The organism is Rothia sp. 11273D007AR (assembly GCF_053547255.1).
The window spans coordinates 14641-33404 of record NZ_JBPPWJ010000013.1; the positions used below are offsets into that span (position 1 = coordinate 14641).

Annotated in this window: 15 protein-coding genes; 13 read left to right on the forward strand and 2 right to left on the reverse strand. The window is 61.1% G+C overall.

Going from position 1 to position 18764, the window contains the following annotated elements; translation table 11 throughout:
• Position 1 precedes the first annotated feature (1 nt).
• A complete protein-coding gene (locus ACED88_RS08245) occupies positions 2–3796 on the reverse strand; it encodes an AAA domain-containing protein (protein WP_449109317.1) in 3795 nt (1264 codons plus the stop codon).
• A 409-nt stretch (positions 3797–4205) separates the two neighbouring features.
• On the opposite strand from ACED88_RS08245, the gene ACED88_RS08250 reads away from it, so the two are divergent.
• A complete protein-coding gene (locus ACED88_RS08250; RefSeq protein ID WP_449109318.1) occupies positions 4206–5324 on the forward strand; it encodes a CAP domain-containing protein in 1119 nt (372 codons plus the stop codon).
• Positions 5325–5412: 88 nt separating this feature from the next.
• Here the strand turns inward: ACED88_RS08250 and dacB are convergent, their stop codons facing one another.
• Positions 5413–6813 (reverse strand): D-alanyl-D-alanine carboxypeptidase/D-alanyl-D-alanine endopeptidase, encoded by a 1401-nt coding sequence (gene dacB / locus ACED88_RS08255; protein WP_449107918.1) that lies wholly within the window; start codon positions 6811–6813, stop codon positions 5413–5415.
• A gap of 208 nt (positions 6814–7021) precedes the next feature.
• On the opposite strand from dacB, the gene ACED88_RS08260 reads away from it, so the two are divergent.
• The 12 genes from ACED88_RS08260 to ACED88_RS08315 all read left to right on the forward strand — a co-directional run bounded on the left by ACED88_RS08260 (position 7022) and on the right by ACED88_RS08315 (position 18736).
• Positions 7022–7540 (forward strand): inorganic diphosphatase, encoded by a 519-nt coding sequence (locus ACED88_RS08260; RefSeq protein ID WP_237237040.1) that lies wholly within the window; start codon positions 7022–7024, stop codon positions 7538–7540.
• Positions 7541–7694: 154 nt separating this feature from the next.
• Positions 7695–8825 (forward strand): zinc-dependent metalloprotease, encoded by a 1131-nt coding sequence (locus ACED88_RS08265; protein WP_449107919.1) that lies wholly within the window; start codon positions 7695–7697, stop codon positions 8823–8825.
• Positions 8825–10018 (forward strand): tRNA lysidine(34) synthetase TilS, encoded by a 1194-nt coding sequence (gene tilS / locus ACED88_RS08270; RefSeq protein ID WP_449107920.1) that lies wholly within the window; start codon positions 8825–8827, stop codon positions 10016–10018. The genes ACED88_RS08265 and tilS overlap by 1 nt, the downstream gene beginning before the upstream one ends.
• Before the next feature lie 84 nt (positions 10019–10102).
• The gene (gene hpt, locus ACED88_RS08275; protein ID WP_185173992.1) at positions 10103–10654 is read left to right on the forward strand and encodes a hypoxanthine phosphoribosyltransferase; all 552 of its coding nucleotides are present in this window, start codon (positions 10103–10105) and stop codon (positions 10652–10654) included.
• A 308-nt stretch (positions 10655–10962) separates the two neighbouring features.
• Positions 10963–13056 carry an ATP-dependent zinc metalloprotease FtsH gene (ftsH, locus tag ACED88_RS08280; RefSeq protein WP_272878932.1) on the forward strand — a complete coding sequence of 698 codons (2094 nt, stop codon included), beginning with the start codon at positions 10963–10965 and terminating at the stop codon, positions 13054–13056.
• Complete coding sequence (gene folE, locus ACED88_RS08285; protein WP_237205595.1) at positions 13056–13622, forward strand: GTP cyclohydrolase I FolE; 567 nt, start codon at positions 13056–13058, stop codon at positions 13620–13622. The genes ftsH and folE overlap by 1 nt, the downstream gene beginning before the upstream one ends.
• 114 nt (positions 13623–13736) lie before the next feature.
• A complete protein-coding gene (gene folP, locus ACED88_RS08290) occupies positions 13737–14636 on the forward strand; it encodes a dihydropteroate synthase (protein ID WP_449107921.1) in 900 nt (299 codons plus the stop codon).
• Between the two features lie 258 nt (positions 14637–14894).
• Complete coding sequence (gene folB / locus ACED88_RS08295) at positions 14895–15305, forward strand: dihydroneopterin aldolase (RefSeq protein ID WP_237196340.1); 411 nt, start codon at positions 14895–14897, stop codon at positions 15303–15305.
• Positions 15295–15801, forward strand: coding sequence for a 2-amino-4-hydroxy-6-hydroxymethyldihydropteridine diphosphokinase (gene folK / locus ACED88_RS08300; RefSeq protein ID WP_449107922.1), 507 nt, complete (start codon positions 15295–15297; stop codon positions 15799–15801). The genes folB and folK overlap by 11 nt, the downstream gene beginning before the upstream one ends.
• Positions 15798–16325 carry a DUF3180 domain-containing protein gene (locus ACED88_RS08305; protein WP_449109319.1) on the forward strand — a complete coding sequence of 176 codons (528 nt, stop codon included), beginning with the start codon at positions 15798–15800 and terminating at the stop codon, positions 16323–16325. The genes folK and ACED88_RS08305 overlap by 4 nt, the downstream gene beginning before the upstream one ends.
• A gap of 227 nt (positions 16326–16552) precedes the next feature.
• Positions 16553–17110 carry a PH domain-containing protein gene (locus tag ACED88_RS08310; protein WP_449109320.1) on the forward strand — a complete coding sequence of 186 codons (558 nt, stop codon included), beginning with the start codon at positions 16553–16555 and terminating at the stop codon, positions 17108–17110.
• Complete coding sequence (locus ACED88_RS08315; protein WP_449109321.1) at positions 17111–18736, forward strand: PH domain-containing protein; 1626 nt, start codon at positions 17111–17113, stop codon at positions 18734–18736.
• Positions 18737–18764: the final 28 nt, after the last annotated feature.

Consider the following 18764-nt stretch of genomic DNA (forward strand, 5'->3'; position numbering starts at 1 on the left):
GCTAACTCCTAACGGTGGGGGTATCGGGACGGACGCCCGCCTCCCCCTCATCGGGGAAGGGCAGGGCTGCCCGCTCAAGGCGGATAAAGGCACCTAGCAGGGCTAGCGCCTCGGGGCTGGTGGGCAGAAAGTCGGTAAACCGGGTTGAACACACCACCACCGCCGCCCACATGCCGCGGGACAGGGCAACATTCAACCGGTTGGGCGAGAGCAGAAAATCGGTTCCGCGGGGGCTATCACCGGCACTCGAGGCAGCCATTGATACCAGCACCACCGGAGCCTCCTGCCCCTGGAACTTATCAACCGTACCGACGCGCACACCCCCGCCGTCGGAGTCCGCTAGCCCCGCCTCCAGCAGAGCCGCCCGAATCGTATCAACCTGGGCGTTATAGGCTGCCACCACAATAATGTCTGAGGGTGCTAGGGGCGCTGCCTGCTCGGGGGCAGCCAGGTGGGGAGTCCACAGGCGCCCCAGGAAGCCGCGGGCCAAAGCCACAATCTCATCAGCCTCTTCGACTGAAGCCGTTGAGTTACCCCGGTGTTCTATCGTGCGCAGGTAGACCCCGGGCTCCCACCCCTCCAGGTGCCTCTCGGTGCCCGAGGGGGCGGACGCCAGCCGCCCCTCATACGATAGGGCCGAGACCGGGGCGCACAGGGCCGGGTGCATACGCCAGGTGACATCGAGAAAATAGCCAAACTCTTCAGGCAGCACCGTACGGCCCACTGAAAGCCAGCCCAGGGCAGACTCGTCCACCGGGTAGGGGTGGGTGCCCTGCGTGACCTGGGGTAGCTGGGCCGGGTCGCCCAGGAGCAGCAGGTTCTTGGCCGAACGGGCCACCGCCAGTGTATTGGCTAAGGAATACTGACCCGCCTCGTCAATCACCAGAAGATCAAGCCCCTCAAACCGGAACTTGCGGTCAGAGGCAAAATCCCAGGCCGTGCCGCCAAAAATACGGCCACCGGGTTCATCCATGAACCTGGAAACATCGGGGTTGCGAACCTCGCGCCAGGGGAAATTCGGGGTCTGGCTCTTGCCCGCCCCCTTAGCGATCTGGTCAGGGTCTACGCGGCCATTACTGATACAGCCCAGCAGCATGTTCTCAACTACCGCATGAGACTGGGCCACAATACCCACCTTCCAGCCCGCAGCCACAAGACGGCCAATCACATGAGAACCCACGAAAGTCTTACCCGACCCCGGAGGGCCCTGCACCGCCACATACGACCGATCGAGCTGGCTCACCGCCTGATAAATAGCCTGCACCGTCGCAAGAGAACCGTGCGTCTCTACAAAATCCTGCGGACGCGGCAAAACACCGCCCCCGACCAGCCGCGGCGGAACACGACGAATCACATCGGTACCCGCCGACGCCGGTAACTCAGGTAGCACCCGGGCGGTACGCGCCGCCAATTCAAGTAGAGCCTGCTCCTGGGCCTGCGTCGGAATAGGCTGCCCGGGAGTGAGCGCCATCGGCAGATGCGAGTAAGGCTCAGCTGGCTCACCGTCTGAGGTCTTCAAACTCTCCCGTACCGTAATCCGTACCAGATTGGGCTGACCCGCTTCATGCTCCGGAATCTCTTCCAGCTCCACAATCTCGGTATTAAAGGCGCCGGCCCGCTCGGCCTCCACCGGCAGTACCCCCTCATGCAGAGCCGCATAGGTTAAAGCCTGCTGCCGAGCCTCCCGCTCCAAAAAGGGCGGAAAAGGGCGAGCATACATGGCAAAGAGGTTGCTATCGCCCACCTTCACCGACGAGCCCGGAGCGACCCTCGCCACCCCGCTCAGCAAACGCACCGTGGATCGTGCCCGCTCCGGACGGTGCCAATCGGCAACCACCTGCAATCGCCCCAGCAAAACCACATCGCGGGCGTCCTCCCAATCCTCACGGGGAGCCATAAGCCGATTGAAATGATCCCACCAGAACTGACGGCGCTCGCGACGATGGTAGCCCGTCGCCGTAGCCACCATAGCAACAGCCTGCTTCTGCGGCTCCAACTCGCCACCGGCGTCCAGAGCCTCAACAAACCGGCGTAGAACCCGCTCAGTATCCGTCTCGTCTTCAGCCCTACCCGCCTGCACCAGCAGCTCATTCAGATCGGCCAGGGGAGCGGGCTGCACCAGCTCATCATCGACCGACCGGCCCGCCAACCCCAGCAACCAGGCACGCAACTGAGACAGAGACAGACCCGTGCGATACAGACTACGAGCAAGTGCAGAGCGCATAGCTTCGGCCTGCTCAGCACGCCCTTCCTTCTCTGCCTCGGCTACATCAGCAAAGGCCGTCACCGGAATATCAAGGTCAGGCTCAAGCCCCTGAGCGTAGAGGGGCTCAATAGCGGTCAGTGCCCGGGTGCCCTCGCTCAAACGCATCGACCGGCGCAGCACCTCAGAAAGATCGACAAAAACACCCTCCCGCTGCATATCGGTGAGATAAGCTTCGCCAACCCCGTGCACCGACGCCAACTGCTGAAGAGCAGCCACAACAGACGCCCCAAAGTAATAGACCCGCAAGCCAGGGTTCAGCTGACGCTGATGGTGCAGCATACCGAGAAAATCGGCTAACAGCCGCCCCTCCGCCGCCCGGTCAGACGCCCAAAACTGGCTAAAGAGGGGCTCCTCGCTGGGCTGATCAGCCAGGTGCACAGCACCCACGAGATAGGTTAAACCCCAGGCAAGAGAAGGGTGAGCTGCCTTCCCATCGCGCCAGAGCGGGTCAGACCGAAGACTCATAAAAAGGTCGCCCGCGCTCGCCCGCGGAAGCATACGTAAAGAGTGCCGGGGCAGGAGCTTGTAAGAGACAGTATATTCCTGCCCCTCTTTCTCAACCACCACTGCCCCGTCAGGCTCCGACACACCGGTCTGTAGGGCTGCCTGCTCCGCATAGCGGCGCACCAGCCCAGGGAGCTGGGGCTGGCCCGCTAAGGAAGCTAGCTCGTCGATACTTTGCACACCACAGCGCTCGTAAATAGCTTGCCGCGACCGCGATGTCATGCCGGCAGTCAGCAGCATGTCGCGATGCTCTCGCACCATCACCTGGCAGGTGTCGCAGCGCCCGCACCGGGTAATCTCTGGGCTATCGGCTTCTACAAACCAGCTCACCGGGGCAGCCCCCGGCTCCCGATGGGCGGTGAGGAGCTCTACGAGGCGTTGGCGCTTCTGCTCGAAGACCGGTGCGAGGGTAGCAAGCTCGTGCAGGGACTCAATATTGTTACCCAAAATGAGCGAGACGTAAGGGTCACAGGGGATGCTCTCGCGGTGGAGCTGGTCGGCATAGGCAGCGACCTGAAGTAGAGCAGGGACGCGGGCTGTACGTGCCAGCTTAGTGTCAACCACCCGGTAGCTCCCGTCGGACTGCTTTACAAGGAAGTCGGCACGCCCGTGAAAGGAACCGTCAAAGAAGCTGGCCTGGAAGACAACATCGGCTCCTGCATGCAGAGCTTCGAGGGTCTCTACCCGCTTCTCTTCAAGGGCCTGCCGGGTGTAAGCCTGAGGCGGATTCACCTCATATACCCCCTGCCCCGTTGCAGGGCTCCAGCTGCCGTAGGTGTCTCTAAAGTTTTGTAGGATACGTTGCTCATGCGCTTCTCCCAGGGCCGCAGCTCTGCGAAGCTGAGGGTCTTCAATGCGCTCTAAGCGGGGCACCCTGCCTAACGCCTGGTCAAGAGCATAGAGGGCGGCAAATTGGCACTGGGCTGAGAGCACCAGGTCAGAGGCTGAGTAGACCAGCGATTTACCAAGGGGTTCAAGGCCAGACGCTAGCGGCGACGGTGCGGAATCTGCATCGATGAAGAACATGGGGCTCCTAGAGGTTACTGTCTTCAAGGCTAGCAAGGGAGACTGACATTTTAGGGAGCTCAGGGGACGCTCACCCCACGCATAATTGGTCCGTACCATTTGAGGTATTTAGAACATAAATTCTATAAGTTACTATCAGGTATAGAACAAAAACTTTGAAGATGTAATCTGAATCATATATACAAATTTTGCTCATATCAGACCCCTCTCTTTTTGCGCGGAGCTTGCTTGCTGCGATTGGCTTGCGGGTATGTAATGAATGGGAGATTCTGCAACTCTCGGTCGATCATCAGACCTGAATTAAATCCCAAAAAAACATCACAAAATGATCAAAAATAGGTCACAGTTCTATAAAGTTGTGTTCAGCAAAATTCCCTTGCTCATTACCACCAGAAAAACTGGAGCATAAATGAAGAGTTTTCTTGAAACCACACGAGCTGTTCGGCCCACTCGCCGTCAGGCAGCTGTCCTGACTCTAACCGGCCTGGCTACCGCATCAGCTATGACTGCTGCTACTGCTGCCGCATCAGATATTCGCACTGTCTCAGCAGCCCAGCGTGCCGCCGACCAGCAGACCCTGCTCAACCTCATCAACGCCTACCGTGCTCAGAATGGCCTAGGCGCTGTTAAGCATTCAGCCACTGTCGCATCGGTGATGGAGGGTGAGGCTATCCGCCAGTTCAAGGCCGGGTATTATTCCCACGGCACCGAGTTCCTCTACAACTCCAAGGTGCAGGGCTACAGCTTCGTTCGCGAAGTTATCGCTCTTTCCTACAATGACGACCTCAACCAGCTTCTCAACTTCTGGAAGAGCTCCCCTCCCCACCGTGCAGCCATCTTGGCTCCCCAGGCAAATGTCATTGGTATCGGCTTCTGCTACGGTCACGGTACCTCCCTGCCCTGGCGCGTACTCGGCAACGTTGGTATCTACCGCTACGAAGCAGGTAAGGGGCCCAATGACTATGTCTCTACCATCTCAAGCGTCAACACCCTGTCTAATGCGTTTTCTGAAGTAAGCGCCTATGCGATTAGCGATAAACTTTCTGACCACTACTACGCTAACGGTGGTGCGGATACCTTTGGCTTACCTACAGGTAATCCTTTTGCCTCAGTTAACGGTGGCATTATTCAGAACTTTGATAAGGGGCGCACCATCTACTGGACCGCATCAACCGGTGCTCACAATGTTTACTGGCCTGGCGCTATCGGTGGCCGTTATGCGGGCAGCAACTTTGAGCGTAACTGGGGCTACCCCATGAATTCTGAACATGCCTTCTCGGGGGGGATGCGCCAGGACTTCATCAAGGGGAATGGCATCATGTCTGTTTACTGGACCCCCTCCACGGGTGCCCGCGTTATCGTTGGAACCGGTGCTATTTCAGCTCGCTGGTACGCCCTGGGCGGCCCCGCAGTGCTGGGCTTCCCTGTAACCGACGAGATCCGTTGGGTTGATGGGGTAACCCGTGTGACTTTTTCCAGCGGTACCACCATTAACTGGACCCAGGCTCGCGGTACCTGGGTAAGCTAACTACCATCTTCTAGGTTCAGACACCTAGACACCGACACGAACGGCGGCTCCACACCTGTGGAGCCGCCGCCTTTATAGCTATCTATGTTTACTGGTTACTGAGAGTAGCTGCAAACCGATCGATAGTGTTCTTGGCGGCACCGGTGTCTTCAAGGTCGTTCATGATAATCGAGAAGACTACTACCCGCCCGGATTCTGTGACGGTGTAGCCGGTGAGTGACAGCACGGAGTTCAGGGTTCCGGTTTTAGCGCGGACGACCCCGCGCCCACCGGTTTCGTCAGCGTCGTTGAAGCGGCTGGCGAGGCCCAAGGTTCCGCTGTAGCCGGCTACCGGCAGGCCCTGCAGGGTGAGGCGTTCGCTGGTGTTTCCCTTGACCGCGCGCAGGGCAATGCTGGTGAGCAGTTCGTTGCTGACCTTGTTGTTCATGGAAAGACCGCTGAGGTCAACCTGGGTGTAGTTGGTGGGTAGGCCGGCGGTAGAGAGAGCCTCGCGTACGGCGGTAACTGCCCCTTGGGTAGAGCCATCGCCGCCTGTGAGGGCAGAAAGGTTTCGGCCTAGGGTCTCAGCCAGCGAATTATCCGTTTCCTGCATCATGAGGGCCGATTGCTCTGCGGCGGTGGCTGACTGCACGGCCGCAATCTCGCGTCCGCTGCTGGGGGCTGTGAGCTGCTCGCCCGCGGTGAAGGTGAGCCCGGCGTCCGTTCCTAACCTATTGAGAGCCTCTACCAGCACCTGCTGCACTTCTGCCGGGGCGTTGCTGGGGCGGCTGCCGCTTGATGCGGTTCCGTCGCTGGTGGGGGAGTAGTGGGAGTAAAAGGCGAGGGGGGTAACAGCACTGATGAAGCCGGAGTCGATATCTTCCTGGGCCCACTCGGGGTTAAGGGAGCTGCCGGAAAAGATAGTGGTGTCCAGGTTGAGGGTAAGGGCCTTGCCGCTGATGCCCTGCTCTTTAAGGCCCTCGATGGTGCGTTCTGCTAGGGTCTCGATGCCGGCGTACCCCATCACAGCTGTGGGGTCGGAGTGCCCAGGCACCAGTAGGGTATCGCCGCCGGCAACCAGGGTAAGGGTTGAGTCGTCGTTGAGGTCGACGGACGTGGTGAAGCGGGCTTGCGGTGCAGTGGTCAGCAGGGCGTAGTCCACGAGCAGCTTCATGTTGGACGCCGGGGTTCGGCTCGCTTGGGCCTCACGGGAGTAGAGGCTCTGACCGGTTTCTGCATCAAGAACCTGGGCTGAGAAAACCCCCTGGCCTAAACCGTCAAGGACGCTATCGAGCTCTGCGCTCAGGGCCGCTGAATCGAGGGCAGCACCGGCGCTTGCTTCTGTCACCGCAACCGGCGAGGCCGTGATATCAGGGGCTACCGAGGATTCGCGGAGGTCCTGGGACTCCTGCCAGGCCGGTACAGCCCAGGCTCCTGCTACTGCACACCCGGCTGCGAGCAGGGCAGTAACCACCCAGGCGGTCAGGGGGCGTCGGTGAGAAGTGGCCATGAAACCTCCACAGGTTAGCTCTCGGGCGAAGGGGTCCTTCTATATAGGGTATATGCCTGACCTTGGAAGCAGAGGCATGTAATACGTGTGACACTGGCGCGCCTGCCCTGTAAAAGGGGTGCAGCCTGCCGGTTCTCGGTTAGACTAATATGCCGAACCACTCGCGCGCAGCGCGAGTCAAACACACCACTCAACCAGGAGGTTCCCCTTGGAACTCGACGTCACGATTGAAATTAACCGCGGCTCACGCGTCAAGTACGAAATTGACCACGAAACCGGTCGCCTGCGTCTAGACCGCGTGCTGTTCACCTCCATGCAGTACCCCACCGCTTACGGCTACTTTGAGGACACCCTGGGCGAAGACGGCGACCCCCTCGACGCCATGGTTATTCTCGATGTTGACGTTGTCCCCGGCGTCCTGGTTGAAGCTCGCCCCATCGGCGTTTTCCGCATGACCGACGAGGCTGGCGGCGACGACAAGGTTCTCTGCGTTCCCGCAGACAAGCGCTACGACCACATCCAGGAAATCGGTGACGTTGCCGACCAGCTCAAGGAAGAAATCAAGCACTTCTTCGAGCGTTACAAGGATCTGGAGCCCGGTAAGTGGGTTAAGGGTGAGGGCTGGGAAGACCGCGCCTTCGCTGAGAAGCTGGTAGCTGAGGCTCAGGTTCGTTTTGAGAAGTCTCACTACGAGTCCGCTGCTGAAGCTGAAGCAGACGATAACTAAAGACTTGGTGGGGTAGCGAAAGCTAACTAGTGCCCCCACCGGGAAAGAAGGCTGGGCTCTGCACGGGGCCCGGCCTTTTCCCCTTTAAAGGCGCGGACGCCGCCGGTTGGCTGAGGTAGGCCGGAGCGGTTAGGAGCCGGTAGAGTGGGGTGCCATGAGCTCTTCATCCTTGCCCCTGAATTTTTCTTTAGCCCATAAGATTGCCGGTGTGCTGGCTCCGGCTGGCCCCCGCGCTGAGGCTGCGGCTAAGCGCCGGGCCGTTGAAGAGATGCGCTATGCGGCTACTGCCGCGGTTGATCACGTGCACGCTATTACGCAGCTGGCGGCAGCTGAGAACCTGCACGACTCTGAACTGCTGATTGTTGATAGGGCTACCTGGGTGAAGGCTAATACCCAGTCATTTGACGTGATGCTAGGCCCTATTGCCCAAGAGGTGCTGGGTCAGCGCCTGGCTCAGCTGTCTGATGCCGAGCACGCTGTGACTGAGATTGGCGGGGCGGCAGAAATTGGGGGTGTGCTGGCCTTCCTGTCTACCCGCGTCCTGGGCCAGTACGACCCCTATGCGGCGCTTGCCGGCCACGGGGCACCCGGCGGCCGCCTAATGATTGTGGCTCCCAACCTGATGAAGCTGGAAGAAGAGCTGAACCTCGACCCGGCTGACTTTCGTCTCTGGGTGGCCCTGCACGAGCAGACCCACCGGGTACAGTTTGCCGCTGCCCCCTGGTTGCGCGACTACCTGCTTGACCTGATGCACCGGCTGGGTCGGGAGCTGGGGGAGACCACCGATAACCTACCGGAGCGTATCGCCGCAGCTGCCAGTGGCGCTGTGCGCGGTATGAAGAAGCAGGAAGCGCCGGGGGAGAGCGCTGAGGCAGCCCGCCCCGCTGGTGCTGCCCTGCTGCTCAGCGATGAGGGCAAGGACCTGCTCGACCGCATCACCGGTGTGATGAGCCTGCTCGAGGGCCACGCCAACGTGGTGATGGACGCCGTTGATTCCTCAATCGTCCCTTCCGTTAAAACCATCCGCCGCCGTTTTGAGCGCCGCAGCCAAACCCAGGGTTTCTTCCCCCGCTTTATGAGCAAACTTCTGGGCATGGACGCCAAGATGGCCCAGTACAAGAACGGCCAAAAGTTCGTGCAGGCCATCATCGACGAGGTAGGCATGGAGCGGTTCAACCGTATCTGGCAGGCCCCCGAGAACCTACCCACCGTAGCCGAAATTCACACCCCTTCCCGCTGGATTGAGCGGGTACTGGGCGCAGACCTAGAGGAAGAGAAGAACTAGTGCAGCAGCGTAAAACCCGTCTGAACCCCCTGGTGGGAGCTGCCCGCCGCGAGGTCGCCGGTGTGCTGGAGCAGGTATTTGGGGCAGGTACGGTTGCTCCCACCGGTTCGTCAGGACGCCCGGGCGCAGGCCCAGAAGCAGGGCAGGTTCCCCTGGTGCTGGCTGCCGTATCGGGTGGCCCCGACTCCTTGGCCTTAGCGGTTCTGTTGGCCCACTTCAACCGGCGGCAGGACGTGCGCGTGGGGGCGGTTGTGGTGGACCACCAGCTCCAGGAGGGGTCAGCCCAGGTGGCCGAGCGCACCGCCCAGATTCTGCGGGAGCTGGGTCTTAGCCCGGTGCTGGTAGAAACCGTGACCGTTGAAGAGGGTAAGGAGGGGCCCGAAATGGCCGCTCGAACCGCCCGATACGGTGCTTTCGCCCGGGCGCTGGCCGCAACCGGGGCGGACGCCGTTGCCCTGGGCCACACCCTCGACGACCAGGCCGAAACCGTACTGCTGGGCCTGGCTCGGGGCTCTGGCACCCGTTCCCTGGCGGGTATGCCCGTGGACCGCACCGAAGACCACCCCGCCGGCCCTGTACGGGTCATCCGCCCCCTGCTCACCCTGCGCAGGTCAGACATCGAAGAGATCTGCGCTGATGCGGGCCTCACCCCCTGGCAGGACCCCACCAACACCGACCAGTCGCTCATGCGCGCCCGCGTGCGCCACAGCGTCCTGCCCTACCTTGAAGAACACCTGGGCGGCGGCGTAGCTGTATCCCTGGCCCGCACCGCGACCATTGCCGGTGCGGACGCCGACTACCTGGCGTCCGCCGCCCGCCAGGCCCTGAATGACATACTGGTGGACGCGGACGCCCTCGCCCCCGCAGGCACCGATGTCGCGGGTCTGCTCGGGGTGGAGCCCAGCAGGGACATGGTTCTGCTCAACCGCGCCGCGCTCGCCGCCCTGCACCCGGCCCTGCGCACCCGCGTCCTGGCCCTAGCTCTCGAACAAGCCGGCGGCATCGCCCCGGGCTTCGAGCGTCTTGCCGCCCTCGATGCTTTCGCTGGCGACCACTCGACTGCCGGCCCCCTCCAGCTGCCCGGCCATATTTCTGCCTACCGCCGCCGCCCCGGTACCACCATCACCCGGGCAGGTCAGAGCTACAACCTCAAGAAAACCGGCCTCATCGTTTTACTCAACACCGCCCCATAAACCATACTTAAAGGTGAACACGCGCTTTGCCCTACCCAACAGGGCAGGGCGCACACCCTTTGAACCAGCAGAAAGCGATCAACCGTGGACGCACTCGACGTACAGAACGACATCAAGCACGTTCTCTTCAGCAAAGAAGAAATCGACGCCAAGATTAAGGAACTTGCCGCCCAAATCGACAAGGACTACGAAGGCCGCGACGTACTGCTGGTCGGCGTACTCAAGGGCGCCATCATGGTCGTAGCCGACCTCTCCCGCGCCCTCAAGGCCCACTACACCATGGACTGGATGGCCGTCTCATCCTACGGTTCAGGCACCAAGTCATCCGGCGTCGTCCGCATCCTCAAGGACCTCGACACCGACCTGACCGGCCGCGACGTGCTCATCGTCGAAGACATCATCGACTCCGGCCTGACCCTCAAGTGGCTCCAGCAGAACCTGGTATCCCGCGGCGCCAACTCGGTCGAAATCTGCACCCTGCTGCGCAAGCCCAAGAGCGTCAAGACCGACGTTGAGGTCAAGTACGTCGGCTGGGACATCGAACCCGAATTCGTAGTGGGCTACGGCCTGGACTTCGCCGAGCGCTACCGCAACCTGGACTGCATCGTCACCCTGGCACCGCACGTCTACTCCTAAACACCGAGCACCTGTCAGAGAGCCCTGGCAGACTCCCCTCCGCCGACTAACCTTCTTGCTCCTCGCCTGGAGGCTCGTCGTAATTCATGCCAGACCCAGCCAGTCGGCTACGGGGAGCCTACCAGGGCCATGCTTCGTTGGTCCTTTAGCCCTGAGGTGAAAACCTTGAGGTATCAAGCAAGCACTCAGCAACTTTAGGTACATTAGATAGGTCTAGGCCCAACTGCACCCACTGCCGGGTGCTGGGGCTACCTTTGTGCGGGGCGCACACGGCGCCCCGCCCCGTTATTTTTGTGGAAGGCGCGGCTGTGCAGAATACGGATAATACCCCCGACCCCAAGAAAAAGGGGTTCTTCGGCAAGCTCATCTCAGGGCCCTGGTTCTGGGTCTTGCTGGCAGTTCTCATTGCCGTGCCCATGATCTTCGCAAACTCCCTAGCAGCCTCAACCCGCGTTGATACCAACGTGGGTATTAGCCTGCTGAATGACGAGAAAGTCGTCAGCGCCAAAATCTTCGACGGCGACCAGCGCGTAGACCTGGAACTCAAGGAAGACTACGTGAACGCCGCCGGTGAGAACCAGGGCAAGAACGTGAGCTTCTACTACGTACAGCCCCGCGCTACCGACGTTGTCGCGGCCATGGACAATGCCAACCTTGAGTCCTACACCGATCAGCCGGTGCAGACCAACTGGTTCACCTCCATGCTGTCCTTCATCCTGCCTTTCGTGATCCTGGTGGCCCTCTTCTGGTTCCTCATGTCACGCATGGGCGGCGGCAGCAACCAGATTATGAACTTCTCCAAGTCCCGCGCCAAGAAGTTCAACAAAGACAACCCCACCGTGCGTTTTGCTGATGTCGCCGGTGTTGACGAGGCTCTAGCTGAACTCGAAGAAGTCCGCGAATTCCTGGCTGAACCCGAGAAGTTCACCCGCCTGGGCGCCAAGATCCCTAAGGGCGTACTGCTCTACGGCCCTCCCGGCACCGGTAAGACCCTGCTAGCTAAGGCTGTAGCCGGTGAAGCGGGCGTCCCCTTCTACTCCATCTCCGGCTCCGACTTCGTTGAAATGTTCGTGGGCGTGGGTGCCTCCCGCGTGCGCGACCTCTTCAAGGAAGCTAAGTCCAACAAGGCCGCTATCATTTTCGTCGACGAAATTGACGCCGTCGGTCGTCAGCGTGGCGTCGGCATGGGCGGCGGTAACGACGAGCGCGAGCAGACCCTCAACCAGCTGCTGGTTGAGATGGACGGCTTTGACGGCACCTCTAACATCATCGTTATCGCGGCAACCAACCGCCCCGACGTGCTTGACCCGGCCCTGCTGCGTCCTGGCCGCTTCGACCGCCAGGTCGGTGTAGACGCTCCCGACCTCAAGGGCCGCCAGCGCATCCTCGAGGTGCACGCAACCGGCAAACCCATCGACCGCCGCGTTGACCTAGCCTCCGTTGCCAAGCGCACCCCCGGCTTCACCGGTGCTGACCTGGCCAACGTCATGAACGAAGCGGCTCTGCTGACCGCCCGCGACGGCGGTAACGTCATCGACGAACGCGCTATCGACGAGGCAATCGACCGCGTCATGGCAGGCCCCCAGCGCTCCTCCCGCATCATGAGCGAGCACGAGCGCACCGTCACCGCCTACCACGAAGGCGGTCACGCCCTGGTTGCAGCTGCCCTGCGCAACTCAGCACCCGTCACCAAGATTACGATTCTGCCGCGTGGCCGTGCCCTTGGCTACACCATGGTCATGCCTCAGGACGACAAGTACTCCACCACCCGCCACGAACTGCTGGACCAGATGGCCTACGCCATGGGCGGCCGCGCAGCCGAAGAGCTGATCTTCCACGATCCCTCAACCGGCGCATCCAACGACATTCAGAAGGCAACCGACACTGCCCGCAAGATGGTCACCGAATACGGCATGAGCGCCAAGGTCGGCTCAGTACGTCTAGCTGCCAAGGAATCCGACCCCTTCCTGGGCGGTGGTGCTGGCGGCGGCAACAACTTCTCCGACGAGATGGCCTACCTTGTTGACCAGGAAGTCGCAGCCCTGCTGGAGCAGGCCCACGATGAGGCCTACGAGATTCTGCGCGATAACCGCGATGTACTCGATGCCCTCTCCCTAGCCCTGCTCGAGAAGGAAACCCTGCTCGAGAACGACCTGGCAGAAATCTTCGCGGGCGTGCGCAAGCGCCCCGAACGCGACCACTGGTACTCCAAGTCCAACCGCGAGCCCTCTGCTCTTCCCCCGGTTAAGGTGGCTAAGGCAGAAGCTGATGAGGCTCCTGCCGCTGAAGAGCCGATCGTTCAGCAGCCCACCGTTGACCCCATGGATCCCGGTAACCCCCACCCCGGTGCCGCAGGCCCCGCAGGTAACCCCGATGTTGACCCCCTGGGAGGGCCCCGTTAATGGCAGTTGACCAGCCCCGTATCGAGGCCGCTATTCGCGAGATTCTGCTGGCTATCGGCGAAGACCCGGACCGTGACGGCCTACTCGATACTCCGGCCCGTGTGGCCCGTGCCTACGATGAGATGTTTGCCGGTCTGCACCAGAGCGCCGGCGATATTCTGGGAACCACTTTCGACATTGACCATTCCGAGCTGGTTTTGGTCAAGGATATTCCCTTCTACTCGACCTGCGAGCACCACCTGGTGCCCTTCTTCGGGCACGCCCACATCGGCTACATTCCCGGTGGTGACGGTAAGGTCACCGGTCTCTCCAAGTTGGCCCGCCTGGTGGACGTCTACGCCAAGCGCCCCCAGGTGCAGGAGCGTCTGACTACCCAGGTGATTGAGGCTCTCGAAGAGCATTTGCAGCCCACCGGTGCGATTGTGGTGATGCAGGCTGAGCACATGTGCATGTCCATGCGCGGGGTGCGGAAGCCGGGAACCAAGACGGTGACGAGCGCCGTCCGCGGGGCCCTGCGCGATCCCGCTACCCGTGCCGAGGCGATGAGCCTGATCAACGCCTCCTGATTTCTCCCAAGGGGACCTGATTTCTAAAAAAGGACCGCATAATATGCGGTCCTTTTTTGGTTTTGCGGTCCCCTTAGCTCAGGCGAGCAGGTAAGCGAGTGCTAGCCTGGGTGCATGACCCTTCCTCACGCCCACGGTTCCTTCGCCAACCTGCCCACCGACCGCACCCTGATCATGGGGATTCTCAACGTCACCCCCGATTCCTTCTCAGATGGTGGCTTGCACGCGGACGCCGCCACGGCAGTTGCGCACGCCAAGACCCTGGTTGCCCAGGGGGCAGACATTATTGATGTGGGGGGCGAATCAACCCGCCCCGGTGCCACCCGTGTTGACCTGGCTGAGGAGCAGCGCCGCGTCCTGCCTGTTATTGAAGCTTTAGCTGCTGAGAACATCGTCATGTCGGTTGATACCCTCAACCCCGAAACCGCCCGTGCCGCCGTCGCAGCTGGCGCCCACATCATCAACGACGTTGCTGGCATGAGCCTGCGCGAAGACATGATTGAGACTGTCGCTGAGCTGGGCGTGCCCTACATTCTCATGCACTCGCGCGGTACCTCCATCACCATGGACTCCCAGGCCGTCTACACCGATGTTGCCGGTGAGGTCTTTAGCGAGCTCTTTACCCTGCGCGAGCGACTGCTTGCCGGGGGAGTGGCACCCAAGCAGATTATTCTTGACCCCGGCCCCGGCTTTGCTAAGCAGGGGGAGCAAAACTGGCAAATTTTAGCGGGTCTGCAGGCCCTGACAGCTGAGGGGCACCGGGTGTTGGTGGCTGGTTCCCGCAAGCGCTTTATCGCCCGGCTTTTGCAGGAGCAGGACGCCGCAGCCTCCGGCCTGCCGGCAGAACAGGTTACTGAGCGCCCGGCTACTGAACGGGATGTTGCCAGCGCAGCCCTTTCGGTGATGGCAGCTGAGGCAGGAGCCTGGGCCGTGCGCGTCCATAATGTGCAGGCGACCGCCGATGCCCTGGCCGTGCGCGCAGCCTGGCGGCGAGCGTCCGCTCTCTCAAACTAGGTGGCGCAGGTAGCCATGAAACAGAAGCGTCATAAATGAAAATGTCTTTGTGACTTTAAGCGCTTTAGAGGTGGTACTTTAGGCCCGCTTAAGTACTACCCTTCCCAGCAAATACCCGGGTGAGACTATCTTTCGGCATGTCGAAGGGCACACATAACGGTCACTAACGGTTGCTCCCGCTGCGTGGATAATGGCTACAAAGCACCGGCGCTTCAACTCTGAACTCCCACCGGTGACCAGACTCGGTGAAAGGTGACCATGCACGATCACAGCTCATCGGCAGATACGCGAGACTACTCGCGCGCTGACCGCATAACACTCACAGGTGTGGGTAGCGTGGGCTACCACGGGGTGCTCGACTCGGAAAAGCAGACCGGCCAGCCCTTCTTCGTCGATATCACCATGTTCACCGACTTTACCCGGGCCGCTGCCACTGACGATGTGGCGCACACCGTCAACTACGCCGAAGTAGCTGAGGTCATCCGCGAAATCGTCACCGGTGAATCCCTGGATCTCATCGAAACCCTGGCTGAGCGTATCGCTACCGCTGTGCTCGAGAAGTTCCCCCTGCTGGCGGTTGAGCTGACCGTACATAAGCCCAAGGCCCCTATCGAGGTGACCTTTGCCGATGTGTCGGTGACGATTTTTAGGGAGAAGCATGCCGGTTAAAGCCATTCTTGCCCTGGGCTCTAACCTGGGCAATAGCGAAGACACCCTGATTAAGGCAATTGGCGATATCTGCTCCCACGAGAAAATCGCGGTGACCAAGATTTCCCCTATCGCTATCACAGCTCCCGTGGGCGGCCCTGTCGGCCAGCCCGATTACGCCAACATGGTGGTTGAGATTGAGACCAGCCTGCGGCCCTTCATACTACTGGAATATACCCAGCAGATTGAGCAGAAGCACCACCGTACCCGCGATGTTCGCTGGGGCCCGCGTACCCTGGATATCGACATTATTGACATCGCCTCCCTGGAGATGGACGACCCCGATCTCACCCTGCCCCACCCGCGGGCTGCTGAACGGGCCTTTGTGCTGGAACCCTGGGCCCGTATGGACCCCGCTGCCCTCCTTTTGGGTTTATCGGTGCGCCAGCTGGCAGATGATGCTGCGGACGCCGGTGGCATCCGCGAGTTCCACCCCGCCCCGGTGGTCTGCGCGTGAAACTGCGAAGCCGAGCCCTTGCCCTCCTAGCGGCTGTCGGGGTTGCAAGCGGTGCTGTACTGAACTTCCTGAGCGTGAGCTCTGGCGGGCCGGAGCTCTCCCTGCCCGCCTTGACCGTAGTAGCGGCTCTGATTCTCGGCTCCCTGGCCCTCTACTTCGCCCGGCAGGTGCTCAAATTCAGCCGGGTTGAGACTCGTAAGAATGCCGGTTCCATGAACCCCCTCATGGCCGCCCGTGTAGCGGTCTTCGCTCAGGCTCTTGCCCTCACCGGTGCCCTGGTGACCGGCTGGCAGGTGGCTATCCTGGTCTACCAGGTGGGGCTGGCGTCCGCCCGTGCCACCGCCCAACCCCTCATCGAGAGCCTGCTTGCCCTTGCAGGCGGCCTGGTGATGCTGGTTGCCGGTATCGTCGCCGAGAACTGGTGCAAGGTGCCTCCGGGGGATGAGGACGCCGGTGGTGGGGTCGGTGAGGTCAGTCCGCAGACCGGTCCCCTGGCTCGCAATAAGTCGGACTCTTCTTCCTAGCCGGTAAGGTTTAGACAGGCTTTCCCTCCGTGCCATAATGGTGTAGACCACATTTGAAGCATATAGAGGGTTTTTATAAGGTATGCCAGGCTCACGCTCGCTGCCGACCCTCTCGCTGGTTCGCTAGCGCTCACAAGGCGATTCACGCCAGCCCCGAGCCAGCAGCTTCGCTGTGAGCCTGCCTACCTACTTTTATGAATAAGCCTTATACGTAACGAGAGAGCACCATGAACGAGCCGCAATTTACACCTACCCTGCCCCCGCTCAACCTGGATGGCCTGGGCAAGCAGACTATAGATCTGCCCGAGGTCAGCTGGAAGCGGGTCTCGCCCAAGTACGTTCGGGTTAAGCTCATTACCTCTTTGATCTGGTCTCTCATTCTGTTGGGGCTGGCGTCCCTACCGCTTATCATGACGCTTGTGGTGGAGAGCTGGAACTGGGCCCCTTGGGCCTACTGGGGCCTGTTCGGTCTGGTGCTCATCTGGCGGCTGTGGGCGCTGATACTGGTCAAGCGTCGGGTGCAGGCTATCGGCTACAGTGAACGCGCTGACCACCTGCTCAAGCGCTCCGGCCTGCTCTTCCGTTCGCTCACCGCTGTTCCCTACGGGCGTATCCAGTACGTCGATGTGTCCTCTGGGCCGCTCGAAAATGCGCTCTCACTGGCCAGCGTCGAGGTAAAAACCGCGGCCAACAGCATTACTATTCCGGGCCTGGCTAAGAGCGACGCTGACCAGCTGCGTGAGGTTCTCACCGACCTGTCGGACGCCAGAATGGCAGGTCTCTAAATGAGTGAACAGGTACCCACCTCAGAATCCCCGGCGGTTTCCACCGATATCACCGCCCGCGAAGAAGCAGCCCTCACCTGGCGTCGTGCCCACCCGCTCTCGCCCCTGGTGAGGGCCTGGCTGATTATCGTCGTGTTCGTCTACACCATCGCTAACAACCTGGTCGACGACCTCTTCACCGGCGAAGAACCCCTTGACCTGCGCGAACTCGGGCAGAGCGGCCCGCCAGACACCGTCTTCCTCTCCTGGACGAGCATCTTCGGGGGCTTCTGGTTCCTGGGAGTACTGGCCGTCTTCTTCCTGCTCTTGCTGCTGCCCTTCCTCTCAACCTGGTTCTTTTACCGGTTTGCGGTCGATGACCACAATGTCTACATCAAGAGCGGCATGCTCTTCAAAACCGAGCGCAAGGCCCGGTTAGACCGCGTGCAGTCTATCGACGTCAACCGCCCCCTGATGGCCCGCCTGCTGGGCCTGGCAGAGCTTAAATTCGACGTGGCAGACGGTGATTCTTCTGCCCTGCGGGTGCAGTTCCTCAAGTACGCCGATGCCCGTGCCCTGCGCGAGCAGCTTCTAGCCCGGGTGCGCACCCTCAAAGCCGATGCGGCAGATTCCCCGGCGCCGGCGTCCGCTCCTGCCGACCAGCCCGCCCACCGCGACATGGCAGACCGCCTGAGCGACCATCTCACCGAGAATTTTCTGGGGGTTAAGGACGCCGGTGAGCAGCTTATCGTCAAGGTGCCGGTTGCGCGGCTGTTGGGGTCGATGGTGCTGAGCCTGGGATGGGCTGTGGGCCTGCTTTTCCTCTTGGGCATGGGCGGGCTGATGTTCTGGGCAGAGATGTCCCTGGGGGCTATTTTCGCTTCGAACGTGGCGGTTATCCTGACTATCGTTTCGAGCGCCTGGAAGCGCTTTAACACCGGCTTCAATTTTTCGCTTTCCACCAGCCCGGACGGCCTGAAAACCCGGTTCGGCTTTACCGACACCACCACCCAGACCCTGCCCGAGGGCCGTATTCAGCGTATTTCGGTGGAGCAGCCCCTGCTCTGGCGTATAACCGGCTGGTACCGGGTCAAGGTGACCCTGCTGGGCAAGACCGGCGACCAGGGCGAGTTTGCTGGGGAGCTGCTCCCGGTGGGCACCCTTGATGACGTGATGCGGGTGCTACCCCTGGTACTCCCTGCCCAGCAGGACGGTGGCGTGTCACCTGACCAGCTCTTAGCTGGCCTGGCGGGAAGCGGCACAGATCAGGGCTTTACGGTGTCCCCGGCGTCTGCCCGCTGGTTTGACCCGTTCACCTACCGTCGCAACGGTTTTGCGGTGACCCCTCTGCTTCTCTTGGTCCGCTCGGGTCGCTGGGTGCGCCGTCTAACCTTTGTGCCGCACCGTAAGGTGCAGAGTTTTGAGCTGGCCCAGGGGCCCCTGCAGAAGAAAGCCGGGCTGGCCCACCTGTCCTTGCGGGTCGCCGGGGGAACCCTGTCCTCCTCCGTGCATAATGCGGACGCCGAGGTCGCCCGCGCCCTGACCGTCCGCCTGGCCCAGATGGGGGCTGCGCCTGAATCACCCTATTCTTTCTCTCTTCACCCTGAGACAAACTCTAGGGTAAAGAGAGAAGGAGTAGGGTCTTAGGGAGTGAGCAGCACGGTGCCCCGGTAAA

Coding starts and splice junctions, on each gene's coding strand:
- ACED88_RS08315 (WP_449109321.1), top strand. CDS start 17,111: ATGAGTGAACAGGTACCCACCTCAGAATCCCCGGCGGTTTCCACCGAT.
- folE (WP_237205595.1), top strand. CDS start 13,056: ATGGCAGTTGACCAGCCCCGTATCGAGGCCGCTATTCGCGAGATTCTG.
- folP (WP_449107921.1), top strand. CDS start 13,737: ATGACCCTTCCTCACGCCCACGGTTCCTTCGCCAACCTGCCCACCGAC.
- ACED88_RS08245 (WP_449109317.1), bottom strand. CDS start 3,796: ATGTTCTTCATCGATGCAGATTCCGCACCGTCGCCGCTAGCGTCTGGC.
- ACED88_RS08310 (WP_449109320.1), top strand. CDS start 16,553: ATGAACGAGCCGCAATTTACACCTACCCTGCCCCCGCTCAACCTGGAT.
- ACED88_RS08265 (WP_449107919.1), top strand. CDS start 7,695: ATGAGCTCTTCATCCTTGCCCCTGAATTTTTCTTTAGCCCATAAGATT.
- folB (WP_237196340.1), top strand. CDS start 14,895: ATGCACGATCACAGCTCATCGGCAGATACGCGAGACTACTCGCGCGCT.
- dacB (WP_449107918.1), bottom strand. CDS start 6,813: ATGGCCACTTCTCACCGACGCCCCCTGACCGCCTGGGTGGTTACTGCC.
- folK (WP_449107922.1), top strand. CDS start 15,295: ATGCCGGTTAAAGCCATTCTTGCCCTGGGCTCTAACCTGGGCAATAGC.
- ACED88_RS08250 (WP_449109318.1), top strand. CDS start 4,206: ATGAAGAGTTTTCTTGAAACCACACGAGCTGTTCGGCCCACTCGCCGT.